Origin of the sequence: Gemmobacter nanjingensis (genome assembly GCF_014652195.1) — a bacterium.
In the GTDB taxonomy this organism is placed as follows: Bacteria; Pseudomonadota; Alphaproteobacteria; order Rhodobacterales; family Rhodobacteraceae; genus Gemmobacter; species Gemmobacter caeni.
This window is the reverse complement of record NZ_BMYI01000001.1, coordinates 277,674-295,228: the sequence shown is the minus strand read 5'-3', so window position 1 is coordinate 295,228 and position 17,555 is coordinate 277,674. Positions and strand designations below refer to the sequence as shown.

21 protein-coding genes and 1 pseudogene are annotated in these 17,555 nt (G+C 67.0%); 21 read left to right on the top strand and 1 reads right to left on the bottom strand.

Annotated elements, in window-relative coordinates:
• The 21 genes and pseudogenes from IE126_RS25770 to cysE all read left to right on the top strand — a co-directional run.
• Positions 1–378, top strand: a pseudogene (locus tag IE126_RS25770) (hypothetical protein); the annotation flags it as partial.
• The gene (locus tag IE126_RS01500) at positions 320–787 is read left to right on the top strand and encodes a hypothetical protein (protein WP_194678670.1); all 468 of its coding nucleotides are present in this window, start codon (positions 320–322) and stop codon (positions 785–787) included. The pseudogene IE126_RS25770 and the gene IE126_RS01500, both read left to right, overlap by 59 nt.
• Positions 788–1,040: 253 nt before the next feature.
• On the top strand, positions 1,041–1,367 hold the full coding sequence (locus IE126_RS25830) for a hypothetical protein (RefSeq protein ID WP_229825157.1): 327 nt from the start codon (positions 1,041–1,043) through the stop codon (positions 1,365–1,367).
• The gene (locus tag IE126_RS01495) at positions 1,360–2,658 is read left to right on the top strand and encodes a DNA-packaging protein (protein WP_054304650.1); all 1,299 of its coding nucleotides are present in this window, start codon (positions 1,360–1,362) and stop codon (positions 2,656–2,658) included. The genes IE126_RS25830 and IE126_RS01495 overlap by 8 nt, the downstream gene beginning before the upstream one ends.
• A 101-nt stretch (positions 2,659–2,759) precedes the next feature.
• On the top strand, positions 2,760–3,935 hold the full coding sequence (locus IE126_RS01490; protein WP_189379995.1) for a phage portal protein: 1,176 nt from the start codon (positions 2,760–2,762) through the stop codon (positions 3,933–3,935).
• Positions 3,932–4,180, top strand: coding sequence for a GTA head formation protein, RCAP_rcc01685 family (locus tag IE126_RS01485; RefSeq protein ID WP_054304636.1), 249 nt, complete (start codon positions 3,932–3,934; stop codon positions 4,178–4,180). The genes IE126_RS01490 and IE126_RS01485 overlap by 4 nt, the downstream gene beginning before the upstream one ends.
• 5 nt (positions 4,181–4,185) lie before the next feature.
• Positions 4,186–4,758 (top strand): HK97 family phage prohead protease, encoded by a 573-nt coding sequence (locus IE126_RS01480; RefSeq protein WP_189379994.1) that lies wholly within the window; start codon positions 4,186–4,188, stop codon positions 4,756–4,758.
• Between the two features lie 34 nt (positions 4,759–4,792).
• Positions 4,793–5,992 (top strand): phage major capsid protein, encoded by a 1,200-nt coding sequence (locus tag IE126_RS01475; RefSeq protein WP_407645960.1) that lies wholly within the window; start codon positions 4,793–4,795, stop codon positions 5,990–5,992.
• A 148-nt stretch (positions 5,993–6,140) separates the two neighbouring features.
• A complete protein-coding gene (locus tag IE126_RS01470) occupies positions 6,141–6,740 on the top strand; it encodes a head-tail connector protein (RefSeq protein WP_189379993.1) in 600 nt (199 codons plus the stop codon).
• Entirely contained in the window at positions 6,737–7,075 is a 339-nt protein-coding gene (locus IE126_RS01465; protein WP_189379992.1) for a head-tail adaptor protein, read from the top strand. Before IE126_RS01470 ends, IE126_RS01465 begins: the two co-directional genes overlap by 4 nt.
• The gene (locus tag IE126_RS01460; protein WP_189379991.1) at positions 7,072–7,464 is read left to right on the top strand and encodes a DUF3168 domain-containing protein; all 393 of its coding nucleotides are present in this window, start codon (positions 7,072–7,074) and stop codon (positions 7,462–7,464) included. Before IE126_RS01465 ends, IE126_RS01460 begins: the two co-directional genes overlap by 4 nt.
• 74 nt (positions 7,465–7,538) lie before the next feature.
• Positions 7,539–7,952, top strand: coding sequence for a phage major tail protein, TP901-1 family (locus IE126_RS01455; RefSeq protein ID WP_119135011.1), 414 nt, complete (start codon positions 7,539–7,541; stop codon positions 7,950–7,952).
• Positions 7,953–7,954: 2 nt separating this feature from the next.
• Complete coding sequence (locus IE126_RS01450; RefSeq protein WP_189379990.1) at positions 7,955–8,275, top strand: gene transfer agent family protein; 321 nt, start codon at positions 7,955–7,957, stop codon at positions 8,273–8,275.
• A complete protein-coding gene (locus tag IE126_RS01445) occupies positions 8,272–8,490 on the top strand; it encodes a rcc01693 family protein (protein ID WP_189379989.1) in 219 nt (72 codons plus the stop codon). Before IE126_RS01450 ends, IE126_RS01445 begins: the two co-directional genes overlap by 4 nt.
• The gene (locus tag IE126_RS01440; RefSeq protein WP_054304644.1) at positions 8,468–9,121 is read left to right on the top strand and encodes a phage tail tape measure protein; all 654 of its coding nucleotides are present in this window, start codon (positions 8,468–8,470) and stop codon (positions 9,119–9,121) included. Before IE126_RS01445 ends, IE126_RS01440 begins: the two co-directional genes overlap by 23 nt.
• Before the next feature lie 9 nt (positions 9,122–9,130).
• The gene (locus IE126_RS01435; RefSeq protein WP_054304645.1) at positions 9,131–9,763 is read left to right on the top strand and encodes a DUF2460 domain-containing protein; all 633 of its coding nucleotides are present in this window, start codon (positions 9,131–9,133) and stop codon (positions 9,761–9,763) included.
• Positions 9,760–10,650, top strand: a complete 891-nt coding sequence (locus IE126_RS01430; RefSeq protein ID WP_189379988.1) for a DUF2163 domain-containing protein — start codon at positions 9,760–9,762, stop codon at positions 10,648–10,650. Before IE126_RS01435 ends, IE126_RS01430 begins: the two co-directional genes overlap by 4 nt.
• The gene (locus IE126_RS01425) at positions 10,647–11,096 is read left to right on the top strand and encodes an NlpC/P60 family protein (RefSeq protein ID WP_189379987.1); all 450 of its coding nucleotides are present in this window, start codon (positions 10,647–10,649) and stop codon (positions 11,094–11,096) included. The genes IE126_RS01430 and IE126_RS01425 overlap by 4 nt, the downstream gene beginning before the upstream one ends.
• 24 nt (positions 11,097–11,120) lie before the next feature.
• Positions 11,121–15,014 carry a baseplate multidomain protein megatron gene (locus IE126_RS01420; protein WP_189379986.1) on the top strand — a complete coding sequence of 1,298 codons (3,894 nt, stop codon included), beginning with the start codon at positions 11,121–11,123 and terminating at the stop codon, positions 15,012–15,014.
• On the top strand, positions 15,014–15,307 hold the full coding sequence (locus tag IE126_RS01415) for a DUF7742 family protein (protein WP_054304649.1): 294 nt from the start codon (positions 15,014–15,016) through the stop codon (positions 15,305–15,307). Before IE126_RS01420 ends, IE126_RS01415 begins: the two co-directional genes overlap by 1 nt.
• 63 nt (positions 15,308–15,370) lie before the next feature.
• Positions 15,371–16,183 (top strand): serine O-acetyltransferase, encoded by an 813-nt coding sequence (gene cysE / locus IE126_RS01410; RefSeq protein ID WP_054304651.1) that lies wholly within the window; start codon positions 15,371–15,373, stop codon positions 16,181–16,183.
• A 69-nt stretch (positions 16,184–16,252) separates the two neighbouring features.
• On the opposite strand, the gene IE126_RS01405 is transcribed toward cysE, so the two are convergent.
• Positions 16,253–17,554: a pyruvate dehydrogenase complex dihydrolipoamide acetyltransferase gene (locus IE126_RS01405; protein WP_108130395.1), complete on the bottom strand. Its 1,302-nt coding sequence runs from the start codon at positions 17,552–17,554 to the stop codon at positions 16,253–16,255.
• Between the last annotated feature and the right edge of the window lies 1 nt (position 17,555).

Here is a 17,555-nt window from a genome sequence, read left to right as displayed (position 1 = left end):
TCCTTCCCGCTGACCCGTGCGCAGTTCATGGATCTTCTGCCCGTGCAGGAGATGACCTTCGATCTGCCCGAGGCGATGGAAGTGTCGGAGACCGGCGCGGGCGAGATCCTGACGGCGGAGCTGGGCACCCGGCTCTGGTCGGGCGAGATCCGGCTGGGCGACATGACGCCGGACGAGGCGGCCGAGGCGCTGGCGATGATCGACGTGCTGCGCCAGCCCGGCGCCAGCTTCATGGTGCATGATATCGCGCGGCCGTTTCCACGCTCCGATCTCTCCGGGGCGGCGCTCGCCGGGGCAGCGCCCAAGTTATCTGACCCATGTGATCGAGATCTGCTCGGCCCCCGGTGCAAAGCTGGAGCGGCTGATCCTGAACGATGATTATGTCGAGATCGGCACCGGGGCGCATGCCGATTACGGCCTGCCGATCCTCGGCGATTACGAGGGCCATGCCTGGATCAGGTATTACGACGGCAGCCAGACCGCCGCCGATCCGATGCTGCTGGCCAGATATGGCACGCATCCTGACCGGCCCTGGACCGCCGATATGGTCGGCACCGGCCTCTGCTATGCGATCCTGACCTTCTATTATGACCGCGAGGCCATGGCGCAGGTGCGGGCGCCAGTGAGGGCGTGGATCACACTCTGGCCACCTGTTTGGCGCAATATTTTCGTCGCGACCGACATGGACGCCCCAAAGCCGCCCAGACACGCCAACAGAGCCTCACAGCCTCGGCAAGCGCCTTATTTTATTGAGGAAAGACGGCTGGCGACGGGTAACGACACCTAACGACGGATGGCGCCCCCTGCTTCCCTAAAAACACCCTTATTTTTGTCGGGTTACAGCAGGGATCTGGCAGGGTGCGTTCGTTTGGTTAATATATTGAAAATACAATAATAATTGACTTTTTAACGCCGGGGATATAGAGATGGTTGCATGCTAGAAGAAATGCGGCGAGCGACGGATCGGGGGGCACCCGGGGCGCTCGCTTTTCCATTTCACTCGTGCGGAGGCATGAGAGGCGGGCGGCAGCAGGATGGGAATGGACTTCTCTGCGGAAGAGAACGGGCCTGAGGCTTTGCTGAGGGCGACGGAAGATTATTACCAGGAAATCGCGCTGGAGCTGGCCACGGCCACGCGAAGGCTGCGGGATGGCGAACTGGGCGAGGTGAAGGCGGCAGCGCAGGCCGTGAAGGATCTGCGTGTGGCTTTCCAGATGGTCATGGATGAAAGGACGCGCGTTGACAAACTCCGCAAGCAGGTTGCCGGGGTCGCAGGAGGCTCTGGCGGAGAACTGGATTTCGCCGCGGCCCGGGCTGAAATCGGGCGCAGGCTGGCTCGCCTCCGTGACGCCGGAGGTGGTGGATGAGTTTCTGGGCGGGCTGAGCGATGAAGCGCTGCTGGCGCTGCCGTGGATGTTCGAGTTCTGGGCGCTGCCGCACCAGCTTCCGCCTGAGGGGGCCTGGAAAACCTGGGTCATCATGGGCGGACGCGGGGCAGGCAAGACGCGGGCCGGGGCGGAATGGGTGCGCGCACAGGTGGAAGGTGCGCGCCCCGCCGACCCCGGCCGGGCCAGCCGGGTGGCGTTGGTGGGTGAGACGCAGGATCAGGTGCGCGAGGTGATGATCTTCGGCGACAGCGGGATTCTGGCGTGCTCGCCCCCGGATCGGCGCCCGCAATGGGAGGCGGGGCGGCGGCGGCTGGTCTGGCCGAATGGCGCGGTGGCGCAGGTGTTTTCGGCGCATGAGCCGGAAAGCCTGCGCGGGCCGCAGTTCGACGCGGCCTGGGTGGACGAGCTGGCGAAGTGGAAGAAGGCGGAGGAGACCTGGGACCAGCTGCAATTCGCGCTGCGTCTGGGGCCGCATCCGCAGCAGGTGGTGACGACGACGCCGCGCAATGTGGCGGTGCTGAAGGCGATCCTGAACAACCCGTCCTCGGTGGTGACCCATGCGCCGACGGATGCCAACCGCGCCTATCTGGCGGCGAGTTTCCTCGATGAGGTGACGGCGCGCTATGGCGGCACGCGGGCGGGTATGCAGGAGCTGGAGGGCATTCTGGTCGAGGATGCGGAAGGCGCCTTGTGGACGCAGGCGATGCTGGAGCGCACGCGTGTCACCGAGGCTCCGGCCAGGGGGCGGGTGGTGGTGGCGGTCGATCCGCCGGTCACCGGCCATGGCGGTTCGGACGAATGCGGGATCGTGGTGGTCAGCGCGGTGACCGAGGGGCCGGTGCAGGATTGGCGGGCCTGTGTGCTGGAAGATGCCAGCGTGCAGGGCGCTTCGCCCGATGGCTGGGCGCGGGCGGCGATTGCCGCCATGCAGCGGCACGGCGCTGACCGGCTGGTGGCCGAGGTCAATCAGGGTGGCGATCTGGTGCAGGCGGTGATCCGGCAGGTTGATCCACTGGTGCCGTTCCGGGCGGTGCGGGCCTCGAAGGGCAAGGCCGCGCGGGCTGAGCCAGTGGCGGCACTGTATGAGCAGGGACGGGTGACTCATCTGCGGGGGTTGGCGCGGCTGGAGGATCAGATGTGCCGGATGACGGCGCGGGGGTATGAAGGCCGTGGCTCGCCCGACCGGGTGGATGCGCTGGTCTGGGCGCTGACCGCGCTGATGGTGGAGCCTGCGCAGCGGCAGGCCAGCCCGCAGGTGCGGCGGCTGTAGGCGCCTCCGGCGGGAGTATTTGGACAAGAAGCAAGAGGCTCCGGGTCTCGCGCGCTGGCGTGCGGGCATGGTGGGCTGTTGCCCGGATGAAGGAGAGCGGGATGGTGTTCGATTTCCTGCGGCGCACCGAAAGGGTGGCGCCGGAGCAGAAAGCCTCGGCCACGGGGCGGGTGGTGGCCTTCGGGCTTTCGGGCCGGTCGGTCTGGAGCGCGCGGGACACGGTGAGCCTTGTGCGCAACGGCTTTCAGGGCAATCCGGTGGGGTTTCGCGCGGTGAAGCTGATCGCCGAGGCGGCGGCGGCGCTGCCTCTGGTCTTGCAGGATGCCGAGCGGCGCTATGAGCAGCACCCGGTGCTGGATCTGGTACGGCGACCCAATCCGGCGCAGGGGCGGGCGGATCTGTTCGAAGCGGTCTATGCGCAGCTTCTGCTGTCGGGCAACGCCTATCTGGAGGCGGTGCCGGGAGTAGGCAAGGTTCCGGGCGAATTGCATGTGCTGCGCTCGGACCGGATGAGCCTTGTGCCGGGGGCGGATGGCTGGCCTGTCGCCTATGACTATACAGTCGGCGGCCGGGTGCATCGGTTCGACATGACGGGGGAGGTGGTGCCGGTCTGCCATATCCGCAGCTTCCATCCACAGGACGACCATTACGGTTTCGCGCCGATGCAGGCGGCGGCGGTGGCGCTGGATGTGCATTCGGCGGCGAGTGCCTGGTCGAAGGCGCTGCTGGACAATGCGGCGCGGCCCTCGGGGGCCATCGTCTACAAGGGGGGCGACGGGCAGGCGGTGCTGAGCCCCGATCAATATGACCGGCTGGTGACCGAGATCGAGGCGAACCATCAGGGCGCGCGCAATGCCGGGCGGCCGATGCTGCTGGAGGGCGGGCTGGACTGGAAGCCGATGGGGTTTTCGCCCAGCGACATGGAGTTCCAGAAGACCAAGGAGGCAGCGGCGCGGGAAATCGCAATCGCCTTCGGGGTGCCGCCCATGCTGATCGGGATTCCGGGCGACGCGACCTATGCGAATTATCAGGAGGCGAACCGCGCCTTCTATCGGCTGACGGTGCTGCCGCTGGTGGGCAAGGTCACGGCGGCGGTGTCGCATTGGCTGGCAGGCTTCACCGGCGAGGCGGTGGAGCTGCGCCCCGATCTGGATCAGGTGTCGGCGCTGGCGGTGGAGCGTGACCAGCAATGGGCGCGGGTCGGGGCGGCCGATTTCCTGACGCAGGCCGAAAAGCGGGCGATCCTGGGGCTGCCACGGCTGGTGGAGGAGGAATGAGCGGGCGCGAGCGGGCCTCGGGCGGGTCGCGCTATCTTTACGACAGTTTCGATGCGGCCGCGGCGCGGATCGAGGCGAACGAGCGGGTCGCGGAGGAGCGGTGGAGTGCGCTGGAATACCGGCTGACGCAGATCGACGGTGCGCTGGAGCGGCTGGAAAAGCGGATCTGGCTGGGGGTTTACGGCGTCGCGGCCTTCCTGCTGGCGCAGGGGGCCGAGGCGGTGCTGAAAGCGGCGATGAGGTGACGGGCATGGGATATATCACGGGCTTTGGGGCGCCGGAGCGCAAATTCGTGGCCTTGGGCGACACGGCGGAGGCCGGGCTGCGGGTCACCGGCGGCACCGAGATCGAGGGCTATGCGAGCCTGTTCGGGCGGCGCGATCAGGGCGGCGATGTGGTGCAGGCGGGGGCCTATGCCGGATCTCTGGTCAGGCTGGGCGCGGCAGGGCGGCGGGTGAAGATGCTGTGGCAGCACGACCCGACGCAGCCTATCGGCATCTGGGACGAGGTGCGCGAGGATGGCCGGGGCCTTTGGGTCAAGGGGCGTCTCTTGCCCGAGGTGGCGCGCGGCCGCGAGGCGGCGGCGCTGCTGGCGGCGGGGGCCATCGACGGGCTGTCGATCGGCTATCGCACGGTCAAATCGGAACGCGACGGGAAGGGGCAGCGGCTTCTGACCGAGCTGGAGCTGTGGGAGGTGTCGCTGGTCACCTTCCCCATGCTTGCGGAGGCGCGGGTGGCGGCGAAGGGCGATCGCCCCGACGACACCTGGCGTTCGCTGGCGCAGGTCTTTGACGAGGCCCGCCGGACCCTGACCGACCGCTAGGCGGCCTTCACGACCAGACGGAAAGGACAAGGCAATGACCGGGCACAAGGCGCGGGGCGAAGGCGGCATGTCTGCCGCCCCGCTGGAACCGGCGGTGGAAATGAAAGCCGCCATGATGGGTTTCCTGAAGGAATTCAGTGTCTTTCAGGGTGAAGTGAAATCTGCGTTGCAACAACAGGAAGAGCGACTGACCATGCTGGATCGCAAAACCATGACCTACGGCCGCCCCGCGCTTTCGGCTGCGGCCGAATTGGGCGCGCCCCATCAGAAGGCCTTCGACGCCTATCTGCGTTCGGGCGATGATGACGGGCTGCGCGGGCTTGTGCTGGAGGGCAAGGGGCTGAACACCGCCGTGGCGGCCGAGGGCGGCTATCTGGTGGACCCGCAGACGGCGGAGACCATCCGGTCGTCCCTGAAATCCACCTCGTCGCTGCGGGCGATTGCCAATGTGGTGCAGGTGGAGGCAACATCGTTCGATGTGGTGATCGACCACAGCGATGTGGGCACCGGCTGGGCCACCGAGGCGAGCGCCGTGACCGAGACCGCCGCGCCGCAGATCGAGCGTATCTCGATCCCGCTGCATGAGCTTTCGGCCATGCCGAAGGCCAGCCAGCGCCTGCTGGACGACAGCGCCTTCGATGTCGAAGGCTGGCTGGCGGGCCGTATTGCCGACAAGTTTGCCCGTGCCGAGGCGGCGGCCTTTGTCGGTGGCGATGGCGTGGGCAAACCCAGGGGTTTTCTGACCGGAACCAAGGTGGCGCAGGCGAGCTGGGCCTGGGGCAGCCTTGGCTACATTGCCACTGGCACGGCAGGCGATTTTTCGGCAACCAATCCGGCGGATGCCATCGTCGACCTGGTCTATGCGCTGGACGCCACCTATCGCGCCAATGCGAGCTTCGTCATGAACTCGAAAACCGCAGGCGCGGTGCGCAAGATGAAGGATGCCGATGGCCGCTTCCTGTGGAGCGACGGTCTGGCGGCGGGCGAGCCCGCGCGGCTGATGGGCTATCCGGTGCTGATCGCAGAGGACATGCCCGACATCGGCGCCAATGCCTATGCCATCGCTTTCGGCGATTTCGCGGCTGGCTATACGGTGGCCGAACGCCCGGATCTGCGTGTGCTGCGCGACCCGTTCTCGGCCAAGCCGCATGTGCTGTTCTATGCCACCAAGCGCGTGGGCGGCGGGGTCAGCGATTTCGCGGCGATCAAGCTTCTGAAATTTGCCATCTCCTGACCGGCTGACGGATGGTCCGGGGGCGTAGCGCCCGGACCTGCGGACGCGCGCCTGTCCGGCGCCTTCTAGCTGCTCCCCTCCGTCCGAGTGGCGCGGGGCGCGCGTCCGGTCCCGCCTTGGGGCGCATTTGAGGGGCAAGGAGCGGATGATGATGTTGACAGAGTTGACGAGCGTGCCGGGGGCAGCGCTGCCGGTGCAGATTTTGCGGGATCACCTGCGACTGGGCACCGGCTTTGCTGATGACGGAATGCAGGATGGCTTGCTGGAAAGCTGTCTCCGGGCGGCGATGGCGGCGATTGAGGCGCGCACCGGCAAGGTGCTTCTGACGCGGACTTTTCGCCTGGCGCTGGACCGCTGGCGTGATGCGACGGCTCAGGCGCTGCCGGTGGCGCCGGTCTCGGTGGTGAATTCGGTCACGCTGTTCGATGCGGGTGAGGCGGCGGTGCCGGTTGCGCCCGCGCGGTGGAAGCTGATTGTCGACACACATCGGCCGCGGCTGGCGTCGGTGGGCACGCTGCTGCCGACGGTGCCCGAGGATGGTCGGGTGGAGGTCGTGTTTGAGGCGGGTTTCGGGGCGATCTGGACAGCGGTGCCCGCCGATCTGGCGAAGGCGGTACTGCTGCTCGCCGGGCAGTTCTACGAGACCCGGCACGAGCCGGGGGGGCAGGCCGAGGCGTTGCCGCGCGGGGTGCAACTGCTGGTGGAACGCTGGCGCAATGTGCGTGTGCTGGGCGGGGGCGCGGCATGAGGGCGCCTTCGCTGACACGGTCTTTGTTGTTGGAGGCGCGTTCGCGTGTGGCGGACGGCGCGGGTGGCTATGTGGAAAGCTGGCAGGCGCTGGGCACGCTCTGGGCTGAGGTGTTGCCGGGCGCCGGGCGTGAGGTCCCGGGTGAGGAGGTGGTGATGGCCTCGGTCGCGTATCGGATCGTGGTGCGGGGCGCGGCCCAGGGCGCGGCCTCGCGTCCGCTGCCGGGGCAGCGGTTCCGCGACGGGGCACGGCTGTTCCCGATCCTCGCGGTGACGGAGCGCGATGCGGCCGCGCGCTATCTGATCTGTTTCGCGCGGGAGGAGGTGCCAGCATGAGCTATGGCGTCGCGGCTGCCTTGCAGGCGGCGGTCTATCAGCGGCTGGTTTCGGCGCTGCCCGATGTGGCGGTGTTCGACGCGCCGCCCGAGGGCGGGGGCAGCGGCCGCTTCGTGCTGATCGGCCCGGAGGAGGCGCTGGATGCCGGCGACAAGACCGGCGGAGGCGCGCTGCACCGGGTGCAGATCAGCGTGATTTCCGATGCGGCGGGGTTCCTGAGCGCGAAGGAAATCGCGGTCCGTGTCTCGGATGCACTGGCGGATCAGGCGCTGGTGCTGGCGCGCGGGCGGGTGGTGCTGATGCGCTTCGTCCGGGCAGTGGCGCGGCGGCTGGGCGCCGGTGCCACCCGGCGGATCGACCTGCGCTTCGACATCCGGGTCGAGGATTGAGTTACACTAATCGAACATTATTGGCGGTTCGTCTGTGGATATTCCGCCAATCCCTACAGTAATCGGAGAATTCCATGGCAGTGCAAAGCGGCAAGGACTTGCTGGTCAAGATCGACGTGAACGGCAGCCTTCAGTTCGAGACCATCGCGGGGCTGCGCGCCACGCGTATCAGCTTCAACGCGGAAACGGTGGATGTGACCAGCCTTGAAAGCCAGGGTGGCTGGCGCGAGTTGCTGGCGGGGGCGGGTGTGCGCTCTGCCAGTATCTCGGGCTCGGGGGTGTTCCGGGACTCCAATACCGACGAACGCGCGCGGCAGATATTCTTTGACGGCGAGATGCCGAATTTCCAGGTGGTGATCCCGGATTTCGGCATTGTGGAGGGGCCTTTCCAGATTACCGCCATCGAATATTCCGGCAGCCATAACGGCGAGGCGACTTATGAACTGACGCTCGCCTCAGCCGGGGCGCTGACGTTTACGGCGCTTTGACCATGGCGAACCCTTTTGCCGGTGAGGTGGTGGTGACGCTGGAGGGCGTGCCGCATGTGGCGAAGCTGACGCTGGGGACGCTGGCGGAACTGGAGATGACCTTGGGCGAGGACACGTTGGTGAATCTGGTGGCGCGGTTCGAGGCGGGGCGGATCTCCAGCCGCGATGTGTTGGCCTTGCTGGTGGCGGGATTGCGTGGCGGCGGCTGGCAGGGCCGGGCCGAGGATCTGCGCACGGTCGAGATCGGCGGCGGGCCGGTCGGGGCGGCACGGGCGGCGGCGGAACTTCTGGCGCGGGCCTTCGCGCTGCCGGGCGAGGCATGAGCGGCATCGACTGGCCGGGCCTCATGCGGGCGGGGCTGAACGGGCTTGGACTGACCCCGGCCGAGTTCTGGCGGCTGACGCCGGTGGAGTTGCGGCTGATGCTGGGGGCGGATCGTGCGACCCCGGCGATGACACGGAGGCGGCTGGATGAACTGGCCGCGGCCTTTCCCGATCTGAGGAAGGACAGGACGGATGGCGGATCTGGAGACGCTTGAAGATCAGGTCGCGGCGCTGGAGGCGACACTGGATGGCACGACCGGCATGGTCACCGCCTTCGAGGGCGAGCTGGCGCGGATGCGCGATACGCTGCTGTTCACCGGCCGCGAGGTCAATCAACTGAGCAGCGGCATCAGCGGCGGCCTGCGGCGCGCCTTTGACGGGCTGGTGTTCGACGGGATGAAGCTGTCGGACGCGCTGAAGAGCGTGGCGCGCAGCATGGTCGACACGGTTTACGGTGTGGCGATGAAGCCCGTGCAGAATGCGGTGGGCGGGTTGCTGGCGGAGGGGATGAACGCGCTGTTCAGCGGGATCATGCCCTTCGCCAAGGGCGGCGCCTTCACGCAGGGCCGGGTGATGCCCTTCGCCAAGGGCGGCGTGGTATCCAGCCCGGTCAGTTTTCCCATGCGTGGTGGCAGTGGGCTGATGGGCGAGGCGGGGCCGGAGGCGATCATGCCGCTGGCGCGTGGTGCCGATGGGCGGCTGGGGGTGCAGGCCTCCGGCGGCGGACGGCCGGTGACGGTGGTGATGAACATCACGACCCCCGACGTGCAGGGCTTTCAGCGCAGCCAGTCACAAATCGCGGCACAGGCCAGCCGGGCGCTGGCGCGTGGCCAGCGCAACCGCTGAGGAGGGATCATGGCATTTCACGACATTCGTTTTCCCGCCAATCTGAGCTTCGGCTCGGTCGGCGGGCCGGAGCGGCGCACCGAAATCGTGACGCTGACCAACGGGTTCGAGGAACGGAACACGCCCTGGGAGCACTCGCGCCGGCGCTATGATGCGGGGGTGGGCTTGCGCTCGCTGGACGATGTGGAAACGCTGATCGCGTTTTTCGAGGCGCGGCGCGGGCAGATGTTCGGCTTCCGCTGGAAGGACTGGTCGGATTACAAATCCGGCCGCGCCTCGCGCGCGGTGACGCCGTTCGACCAGATCATCGGCACGGGCGATGGCGCGCGGGTCGAGTTCGGGCTGTGCAAGACCTATCGCTCGGGCGAGGCGAGCTATGTGCGGCCGGTGGTGAAGCCGGTGCGCGGCAGCGTCGTGGTGGCGGTGGATCGCGACCAGAAGGTCGAGGGGCCGGAGTTCGACATTGATACCACAACGGGGGTAGTGCGGTTTTCCACGCCGCCTGCGGTGGGCGTGGCGGTCTCGGCCGGGTTCGAATTCGATGTGCCGGTGCGGTTTGATACCGACCGCATTCAGACTTCGGTCGCCTCGTTCCAGGCGGGCGATGTGCCCAGTGTTCCGGTGGTGGAGGTGCGGGTATGAGTGCGCGCGACGATCTGCTGGCGCATCTGGCGGGCGGCGCGACGACGGTGTGCCGGGCCTGGCTGGTGCGGCGGGTTGACGGGACGCAGATGGGCTTTACCGACCATGACGGTGATCTGCGGTTCGGGGGGGTAACCTTCCGCGCCTCGACCGGGCTGACGGCAGGGGCCTTGCAGCAATCGACCGGGCTTTCGGTCGATAATACGCAGGCCGTGGGGGCGCTGAGCGATGCGGGGCTGACCGAAGCTGATATTCTGGCCGGGCGCTATGACGGGGCGGAGGTGGAGGCCTGGCTGGTCAACTGGGCCGACCCGACGCAGCGCGACCTGCTGTTTCGGGGTACTCTGGGCGAGATTACCCGTAACGGTGCGGGGTTCGAGGCAGAACTGCGCGGGCTGGCGGAGCGGCTGAACCATCCGCAGGGGTGGGTCTATCAGCGCGAATGCGCAGCGCTGCTTGGGGATCGGGAGTGCGGGGTGGATCTGCAAGACCCGCAGTTCACTGCCGATTGTGTGCTCGCCGAGGTGACGGAGCGAAGGGTGTTCCGCTTTGCCCCACTGGCCGAATATCCGCAGGGCTGGTTCGAGCGCGGGGTGCTGACTTTGCGCGACGGGGCAGCGGCTGATCTGTCGGGGGCGATCAAGACAGACCGTATTCTTGCCGACGGGCGGCGCGAGATCGGGCTGTGGCGCGCCTTGGGTGCCGATGTGGCGGCGGGCACGGCGGTGCGGCTGGTGGCGGGCTGCGACAAGCGGCCCGAGACCTGTCGGCAGAAGTTCAACAATTTCCTGAACTTTCGTGGCTTTCCGCATATTCCGGGCGAGGATTGGCTGACCTCTTTCCCGACTTCCTCACTGGTAAATGACGGCGGGAGCCTGCGCGGATGAGCCGGGGCGAGGAAATCGTCGCGGAGGTGCGGCGCTGGATCGGCACGCCCTATCTGCACCAATGCGCAACGCGCGGTGCGGGGACGGATTGTCTGGGCCTGATCCGCGGCGTCTGGCGCGCGCTGGTCGGGCCGGAGCCGGTCGAGGTGCCGCCCTATACGCAGGACTGGTCTGAACCCTCGGGCGAGGAGGCGCTGCTGGCGGCGGGGATGCGGTTTCTGAACCCCCGTCCGCTGACTGAACCCGCGCCGGGCGACGTGATCCTGTTTCGCATGCGCGAGGGCAGCGTGGCGAAGCATCTGGGCATCCTGACCGAGGTCGGGCGGCGTGAAAGCTTCGTTCACGCCTATACGGGGCATGGGGTGATCGAAAGCCCGCTTTCTGTCCCCTGGAAGCGCCGCATCGCGGCGCGGTTCGCATTTCCTGACCGTGCAGAGCGCGGCTGAGCAATCTTCGAAGGAGCGCGCTGAATGGCGACGATACTGCTGTCCGCGGCGGGGGCCGCAATCGGATCGGGCTTTGGCGGCACGGTTCTGGGCCTGTCCGGCGCGGTCATCGGCCGCGCGGTGGGGGCCACGCTGGGCCGCGTGCTGGATCAGAAGCTGCTGGGCGCGGGCTCCGAGGCGGTCGAGGTTGGGCGGGTGGACCGTTTCCGCCTGATGGGCGCCTCGGAAGGGGCGGCGGTGGCGCAGGTCTTTGGCCGGGTGCGGGTGGCGGGTCAGGTGATCTGGGCCACACGCTTCATGGAACAGACCAGCACCACCGGGGGCGGCAAGGGTGCGCCGAGCCCGCGCACCACGACCTATTCCTACAGCGCCAGCCTTGCCGTCGCGCTGTGTCAGGGGCGAATTTCCAGCATTGGCCGGATCTGGGCCGACGGGGTGGAAATCGCGCCGGGCGATTTGAACCTGCGGGTCTACACCGGCAGCGAGGCGCAACTGCCCGATCCGAAGATCGAAGCGGTGGAGGGGGCGGATCTGGCGCCAGCCTATCGCGGTATCGCCTATGTGGTGATCGAGGATCTGGAGCTTGGCCGTTTCGGCAACCGGGTGCCGCAGCTTTCCTTCGAGGTGATCCGCCCGGCGCAGGGGGCTGCGGCGGAGGCGATGACCAGCCTTCAGGACGCGGTGCGGGCTGTTGCGCTGATCCCCGGCACGGGCGAATATTCGCTGGCGACGACGGCAGTTCATTATGCCGAGGGCGATGCAGCTGTGCGGTCGGCGAATGTGAACTCGCCCTCAGGGCGCAGCGATTTCCTGACCTCGCTGAAACAGCTTGAGGAGGAGGCGCCGAACTGCGGCTCGGTCTCGCTGGTGGTATCGTGGTTCGGAAGTGACCTGCGCTGCGGGGACTGCGAGATCCGTCCCAAGGTCGAACAGACCGCGCAGGAAGGCGTGGGCATGGTCTGGCGCGCGGGCGGCATCGGGCGCGATGCGGCGCAGGAGGTGCCTCGCATTGACGGGAGCTCTGTCTACGGCGGCACACCCGCCGATGCGGCGGTGGTGGAGGCGATCACGGCGCTGCGGGCAAAGGGGCAGAGCGTGATGTTCTACCCCTTCATCCTGATGGAACAACTTGCGGGCAACGGGCTGCAAAACCCCTGGGATGGTGCGGCCGATCAGCCGCCCTTGCCCTGGCGTGGCCGTATCACGCTGGCGCAGGCGCCGGGGCGGGCGGGATCGAGCGATCAGACTTCGGGCGCGCTGGCCGAGGTGGCCGATTTCTTTGGCGGCGCGCAGCCCGAGGATTTCACCATAGATGGCACTTCTGTAAGCTATGCGGGCGCCGACGAATGGCGCTATCGCCGCTTCATCCTGCATTATGCACATCTTTGCGCGGCGGCGGGTGGGGTGGATGCGTTTTGCATCGGGTCTGAAATGCGCGGGCTGACGCAGATCCGCGGGCCGGGGCACAGCTTTCCGGCGGTGGCGGCTCTGCGCCAGCTTGCGGCAGAGGTGCGGGCGATCCTCGGGCCTGCCACGAAGATCAGCTATGCTGCCGACTGGTCGGAGTATTTCGGCTATCATACGGGCGGGAATGTGTATTTCCACCTCGATCCGTTGTGGGCCGATCTGAATATCGACTTCATCGGCATCGACAATTACATGCCGCTGAGCGACTGGCGCGACGAGGAAGAGCATCTGGATGCGGGCGCGCGCCGGATCTATGACCTCGACTACCTGAAGACGAATGTTGCAGGCGGTGAGGGGTTCGACTGGTATTACGACAGTGACGAGGCCGAACGCCTGCAACGTCGCCGCCCCATTGAGGACGGTGCCTATGGCGAGCCTTGGATCTATCGCTACAAGGATCTGCGGTCTTGGTGGTCGGAACGCCACCACGACCGGATCGACGGGGTCCGCGCTTGGGGGACAACCGACTGGGTGCCACAGTCAAAACCGATCTGGTTCACCGAATACGGCTGTGCGGCCATCGACAAGGGCACCAACCAGCCGAACAGGTTTCTGGACCCGAAATCCTCGGAATCCGTGCTGCCGAAGTTTTCCACCGGGCGGCGCGACGATCTGATGCAGATGCATTATCTGCTGGCGTTCCATGAATACTGGGCTGACCCGGTGCATAACCCGCGCTCGGCGCTTTATGACGGGCGGATGCTGGATACGGCGCGGTCGCATGTCTGGGCCTGGGATGCACGGCCCTATCCGGCCTTTCCGGCGATGGCGAGCGTCTGGAGCGATGGTGGCAATTACGCGCGCGGCCACTGGATCACAGGACGTATCGCCGGGCAGCGGCTTGCGGCGGTGGTGGCCGAGATTTGCGAGCAGGCGGGGCTGACGGAATTCGACGTCTCCGATCTGGTCGGCGTGGTGCGCGGCTTTCACCTGACCGAGATCGGGTCGACCCGCGCTGCGTTGCAGCCGCTGATGCTGGCCTACGGGTTTGATGCGACGGATCAGGGCGGTAAGCTGGTGTTTCGCATGCGCGACGGGCAGATGGGGGCGGCATTCGCAACGGATCGCCTCGCGGTTTCGGCCGATCTGTCTGGGCCGGTGGAGACCAGCCGCAGCCCCGAGCCGGAGAGTGCCGGGCGGGTGATGCTGGGCTTTACCGAGGCCGATGGTGATTTTGCGTCGCGACAGGCGGGGGCCGTGGCGCCGGGGGATGCGGTGCCGACGGTGGCGCAATCGGATCTGCCGCTGGTGCTGACGCGGGCTGAGGGCGCGGCCATCGCAGAACGCTGGCTGGCCGAAGCGCAGGTGGCGCGCGATACGCTGCGCTTCGCGCTGCCGCGTTCGGCCATGGGCTTGCGCGCGGGTGATGTGGCGCGGGTTGCGGGCGCGGACTACCGCATTGACCGGCTGGAACATGGTGATGTTCTGATGGCCGAAGGTGTGCGCACCGAACGCGGGCTGTACCTGCCTGCGCCCCATGCCGAGGAAATTCCGGAGCCGCGTGCATATCTGGCGCCGCTGCCGGTTTATCCGGTGTTTCTCGACCTGCCGCTGCTGACAGGCTCTGAGGTTCCCGGGGCGCCGCATTTGGCGGTGGGCGGTCGGCCCTGGCCCGGAACGGTCGCGCTGTGGTCGGCGGCGGAGGATGCGGGCTATGCGCTGAACACCACTCTCAACCGGAGTGCCACAATCGGACGGACCGAAACGGTGCTGGCGCGCGCGCCTGCCGGGCGCTGGGATCGCGGCGCGGGGTTGCGGGTGCGTCTGAGCTCGGGGCATCTGACTTCGGCCGGGCCGCGCGGGGTGCTGGGTGGGGCCAACGCCATGGCCATCGGTGATCCGGACAGCGGCATCTGGGAGGTGTTTCAGTTCACCGAAGCGCAGCTTGTGGCGCCGATGACCTACGAGCTGCGGATGCGGCTGCGCGGGCAGGCGGGCACCGACGGCGTGATGCCCGGTGAATGGCCCATCGGCAGCCAGATCGTTCTGCTGGACGGGGCGCTGGCGCAGATCGACCTGCCGCCCAGCCTGCGCGGGCTGGAGCGGCACTACCGGATTGGTGTCGCCGCACGGGGGTATGACCATCCGACGGTCACGCATCGGGTGGCGGCTTTCACGGGTGTGGGCCTGCGTCCCTATGCGCCCTGTCACCTGAAGGAGCAGCGACAGGCGGGGGATCTGGCGTTCACCTGGGTGCGCCGCAGCCGGATCGACGGGGACAGCTGGCAGGCCGCCGACGTGCCCATGGGGGAGGAGCGCGAGGATTACCTCGTGCAGCTCTGGCAAGGGGCGGTGCTTCTGCGTGAGGATCGTTGCTCGGCGCCCGGCTGGGTCTATACCGGCGCGATGCAATCTGCTGATGGCGCTACCGGCATGGTGGTGCTGCGTGTTGCGCAATTGTCCGCCAGTTTTGGTGCCGGACCCGCAGCAAGTCTGGAGGTTACGCTGTAGTGCGTGCGATTCTTCCCGGAGATCTGCATGCGGCCGCGCGGGCGCTGATGGCGCGGCCCCCTGCCGAATGGAGGCCGCTGGCCGACAGGCTGATTGCCGAAGCACATATGGCACATCGCATCGTCAAACGCCTTGGCCGGATGCATCCGGGCCTTGGTGACGGCAGCCTGATGTCGCGGGCCATGCTGTGCCCCTTGCGGCACGAGGCCCACCCCTCGGATCGCCTGTTTCTGGCGGCACTGACCCTGACGCTGGGCCGCTTGCTGCGCTGGTATGATCGCATGGACGGGTGACGTCTGGAATGCGGAGGAAAATCGCCTATAATGCCGTTCGAGATCTGAATGATGGAGTTCCCGATGGCAGAGACCCGAGCAAAGCTCACCCCGGTTGATCCGGTGTGGTCGCGTGTCTGCGAAGAGGCGCTGGCGGCGGTCGCGGCAGAACCGCTTCTGGGCGGGCTGGTTCATTCCAGCCTGCTGCACCATCCGACGATGGAACGTGCGCTCGCCTATCGGTTTTCGCTGAAACTCGCCAGCGGCGAGATGAGTGAACAGCTGCTGCGCGAGATCGCGGATACCGCCTATGCCGCCGATCCGGCGCTGGGGCAGGCGGCGCGGGCCGATCTGGTAGCGGTGTTCGACCGTGACCCCGCCTGCCATCGCTATTTGCAGCCCATGCTGTTCTTCAAGGGCTATCAGGCGGTGCAGGCCTATCGCGTGGGCCATTGGCTCTGGGGGCAGGGCCGGGCAGACATGGCCTATTTTGTGCAGATGCGGGTGTCCGAGGTCTTTGGCGTCGACATTCATCCCGCAGCCCGCATCGGGCGCGGCATCATGATCGACCACGCCCATTCCATCGTGATCGGTGAAACGGCAGTGGTGGGCGACAACGTATCCATGCTGCATTCCGTGACGCTGGGCGGGACGGGCAAGGAAGACGGCGACCGTCATCCCAAGATCGGCGACGGCGTGCTGATCGGGGCAGGCGCCAAGGTGCTGGGCAATATCAGCATCGGCCATTGCTCGCGCATCGCGGCGGGGTCGGTGGTGTTGCAGGACGTGCCGCCCTGCACGACCGTCGCAGGCGTTCCGGCCAAAGTGGTGGGGGAAGCGGGGTGTTCGCAGCCCGCCGTCAGCATGAACCAGATCCTGAAGGACTGCGACTGCTGAACCAGGTCGCAAGCGGAAACGAAAAGGCCCCGGATCGCTCCGGGGCCTTTTGCATTGCGGTGCTGGCTGTCAGGCCAGCATCATCATCGGGTTTTCGAGGTTCTCGATCAGCGCCTTGAGGAACTCGGCCCCCAGCGCGCCGTCGATCACGCGGTGATCCACCGAAAGCGTCATCGACATCATGGTGGCCACCACGATCTCTCCCGCCTTGTTGACCACCGGCTTCTTCACGCCCGCGCCGACCGCGAGGATCGAGCCATGCGGCGGGTTGATCACGGCGTCGAAATTCTCGACCCCCATCATCCCGAGGTTGGAAATCGCGAAGCTGCCACCCTGATATTCATGCGGGGCCAGCTTCTTCGATTTCGCCCGCGCCGCCAGATCCTTCATCTCGGCCGAAAGGGCCGACAGCGATTTCTTGTCGGCATCCTTCAGAACCGGGGTGAACAGACCGCCGTCGATGGCCACGGCCACCGCCACATCCGAGGGCTTCATCTTCAGGATGCGGTCGCCCGCCCAGACCGCATTGCAATCCGGCACCTTTTGCAGCGCCAGCGCCGAGGCCTTGATGATGAAGTCATTGACGCTGAGCTTTACCCCGCGTCCTTCCAGCGACTTGTTCAGCTGCTCGCGGAAGGCCATCAGCGTATCCAGCTGCACTTCGCGGCGCAGATAGAAATGCGGGATGGTCTGCTTGGCTTCGGTCAGACGTGCGGCGATGGTGCGGCGCATCCCGTCCAGCGGCACTTCCTCGTAGGCGCGATCTGCATAAAGCTTCTTCACCGCATCCGCCGAAGGCGCTGCCGGCGCAGCAGCCGGGGCCGGGGCCGCCGCAGCGGCAGGTGTCGCAGCCGCAGCCGGGGCGGCAGCTTTCGGGGCTGCCGCGGCACCTTCCACATCCGCCTTGACGATCCGGCCATGCGGGCCGGACCCCTTGACCGCGCTCAGGTCCAGACCCTTTTCCGCAGCGATGCGACGGGCCAGCGGCGAGGCAAACACCCGCGCGCCGCCAGAAGCGACCGGCGCCGCAGGGGCTGGGGCCGCAGCAGGCGCAGCTGCCGCCGGAGCCGCCGCAGGCGCGGCGCTTTCTGCTTTGGGCGCAGGCGCCGCAGCGGCCGAGGCATCCTCGCCTTCTTCCAGCAGCACGGCGATGGGGGTGTTCACCTTCACCCCCGCGCTGCCTTCCGCGATCAGGATCTTGCCGATCACGCCTTCATCCACGGCCTCGAATTCCATCGTGGCCTTGTCGGTTTCGATCTCGGCGAGCACCTGACCGGATTTCACCTCGTCGCCTTCCTTCACCAGCCATTTGGCCAGCGTGCCCTCTTCCATCGTGGGCGAAAGGGCGGGCATCAGAACTTGAATGGCCATC

Excerpts from the sequence above, each read along its gene's own strand:
- IE126_RS25830 (WP_229825157.1), top strand. The coding sequence starts at position 1,041 with ATGGACTTCTCTGCGGAAGAGAACGGGCCTGAGGCTTTGCTGAGGGCG.
- IE126_RS01490 (WP_189379995.1), top strand. The coding sequence starts at position 2,760 with ATGGTGTTCGATTTCCTGCGGCGCACCGAAAGGGTGGCGCCGGAGCAG.
- IE126_RS01485 (WP_054304636.1), top strand. The coding sequence starts at position 3,932 with ATGAGCGGGCGCGAGCGGGCCTCGGGCGGGTCGCGCTATCTTTACGAC.
- IE126_RS01480 (WP_189379994.1), top strand. The coding sequence starts at position 4,186 with ATGGGATATATCACGGGCTTTGGGGCGCCGGAGCGCAAATTCGTGGCC.
- IE126_RS01475 (WP_407645960.1), top strand. The coding sequence starts at position 4,793 with ATGACCGGGCACAAGGCGCGGGGCGAAGGCGGCATGTCTGCCGCCCCG.
- IE126_RS01470 (WP_189379993.1), top strand. The coding sequence starts at position 6,141 with ATGATGTTGACAGAGTTGACGAGCGTGCCGGGGGCAGCGCTGCCGGTG.
- IE126_RS01465 (WP_189379992.1), top strand. The coding sequence starts at position 6,737 with ATGAGGGCGCCTTCGCTGACACGGTCTTTGTTGTTGGAGGCGCGTTCG.
- IE126_RS01460 (WP_189379991.1), top strand. The coding sequence starts at position 7,072 with ATGAGCTATGGCGTCGCGGCTGCCTTGCAGGCGGCGGTCTATCAGCGG.
- IE126_RS01455 (WP_119135011.1), top strand. The coding sequence starts at position 7,539 with ATGGCAGTGCAAAGCGGCAAGGACTTGCTGGTCAAGATCGACGTGAAC.
- IE126_RS01450 (WP_189379990.1), top strand. The coding sequence starts at position 7,955 with ATGGCGAACCCTTTTGCCGGTGAGGTGGTGGTGACGCTGGAGGGCGTG.
- IE126_RS01445 (WP_189379989.1), top strand. The coding sequence starts at position 8,272 with ATGAGCGGCATCGACTGGCCGGGCCTCATGCGGGCGGGGCTGAACGGG.
- IE126_RS01440 (WP_054304644.1), top strand. The coding sequence starts at position 8,468 with ATGGCGGATCTGGAGACGCTTGAAGATCAGGTCGCGGCGCTGGAGGCG.
- IE126_RS01435 (WP_054304645.1), top strand. The coding sequence starts at position 9,131 with ATGGCATTTCACGACATTCGTTTTCCCGCCAATCTGAGCTTCGGCTCG.
- IE126_RS01430 (WP_189379988.1), top strand. The coding sequence starts at position 9,760 with ATGAGTGCGCGCGACGATCTGCTGGCGCATCTGGCGGGCGGCGCGACG.
- IE126_RS01425 (WP_189379987.1), top strand. The coding sequence starts at position 10,647 with ATGAGCCGGGGCGAGGAAATCGTCGCGGAGGTGCGGCGCTGGATCGGC.
- IE126_RS01420 (WP_189379986.1), top strand. The coding sequence starts at position 11,121 with ATGGCGACGATACTGCTGTCCGCGGCGGGGGCCGCAATCGGATCGGGC.
- cysE (WP_054304651.1), top strand. The coding sequence starts at position 15,371 with ATGGCAGAGACCCGAGCAAAGCTCACCCCGGTTGATCCGGTGTGGTCG.
- IE126_RS01405 (WP_108130395.1), bottom strand. The coding sequence starts at position 17,554 with ATGGCCATTCAAGTTCTGATGCCCGCCCTTTCGCCCACGATGGAAGAG.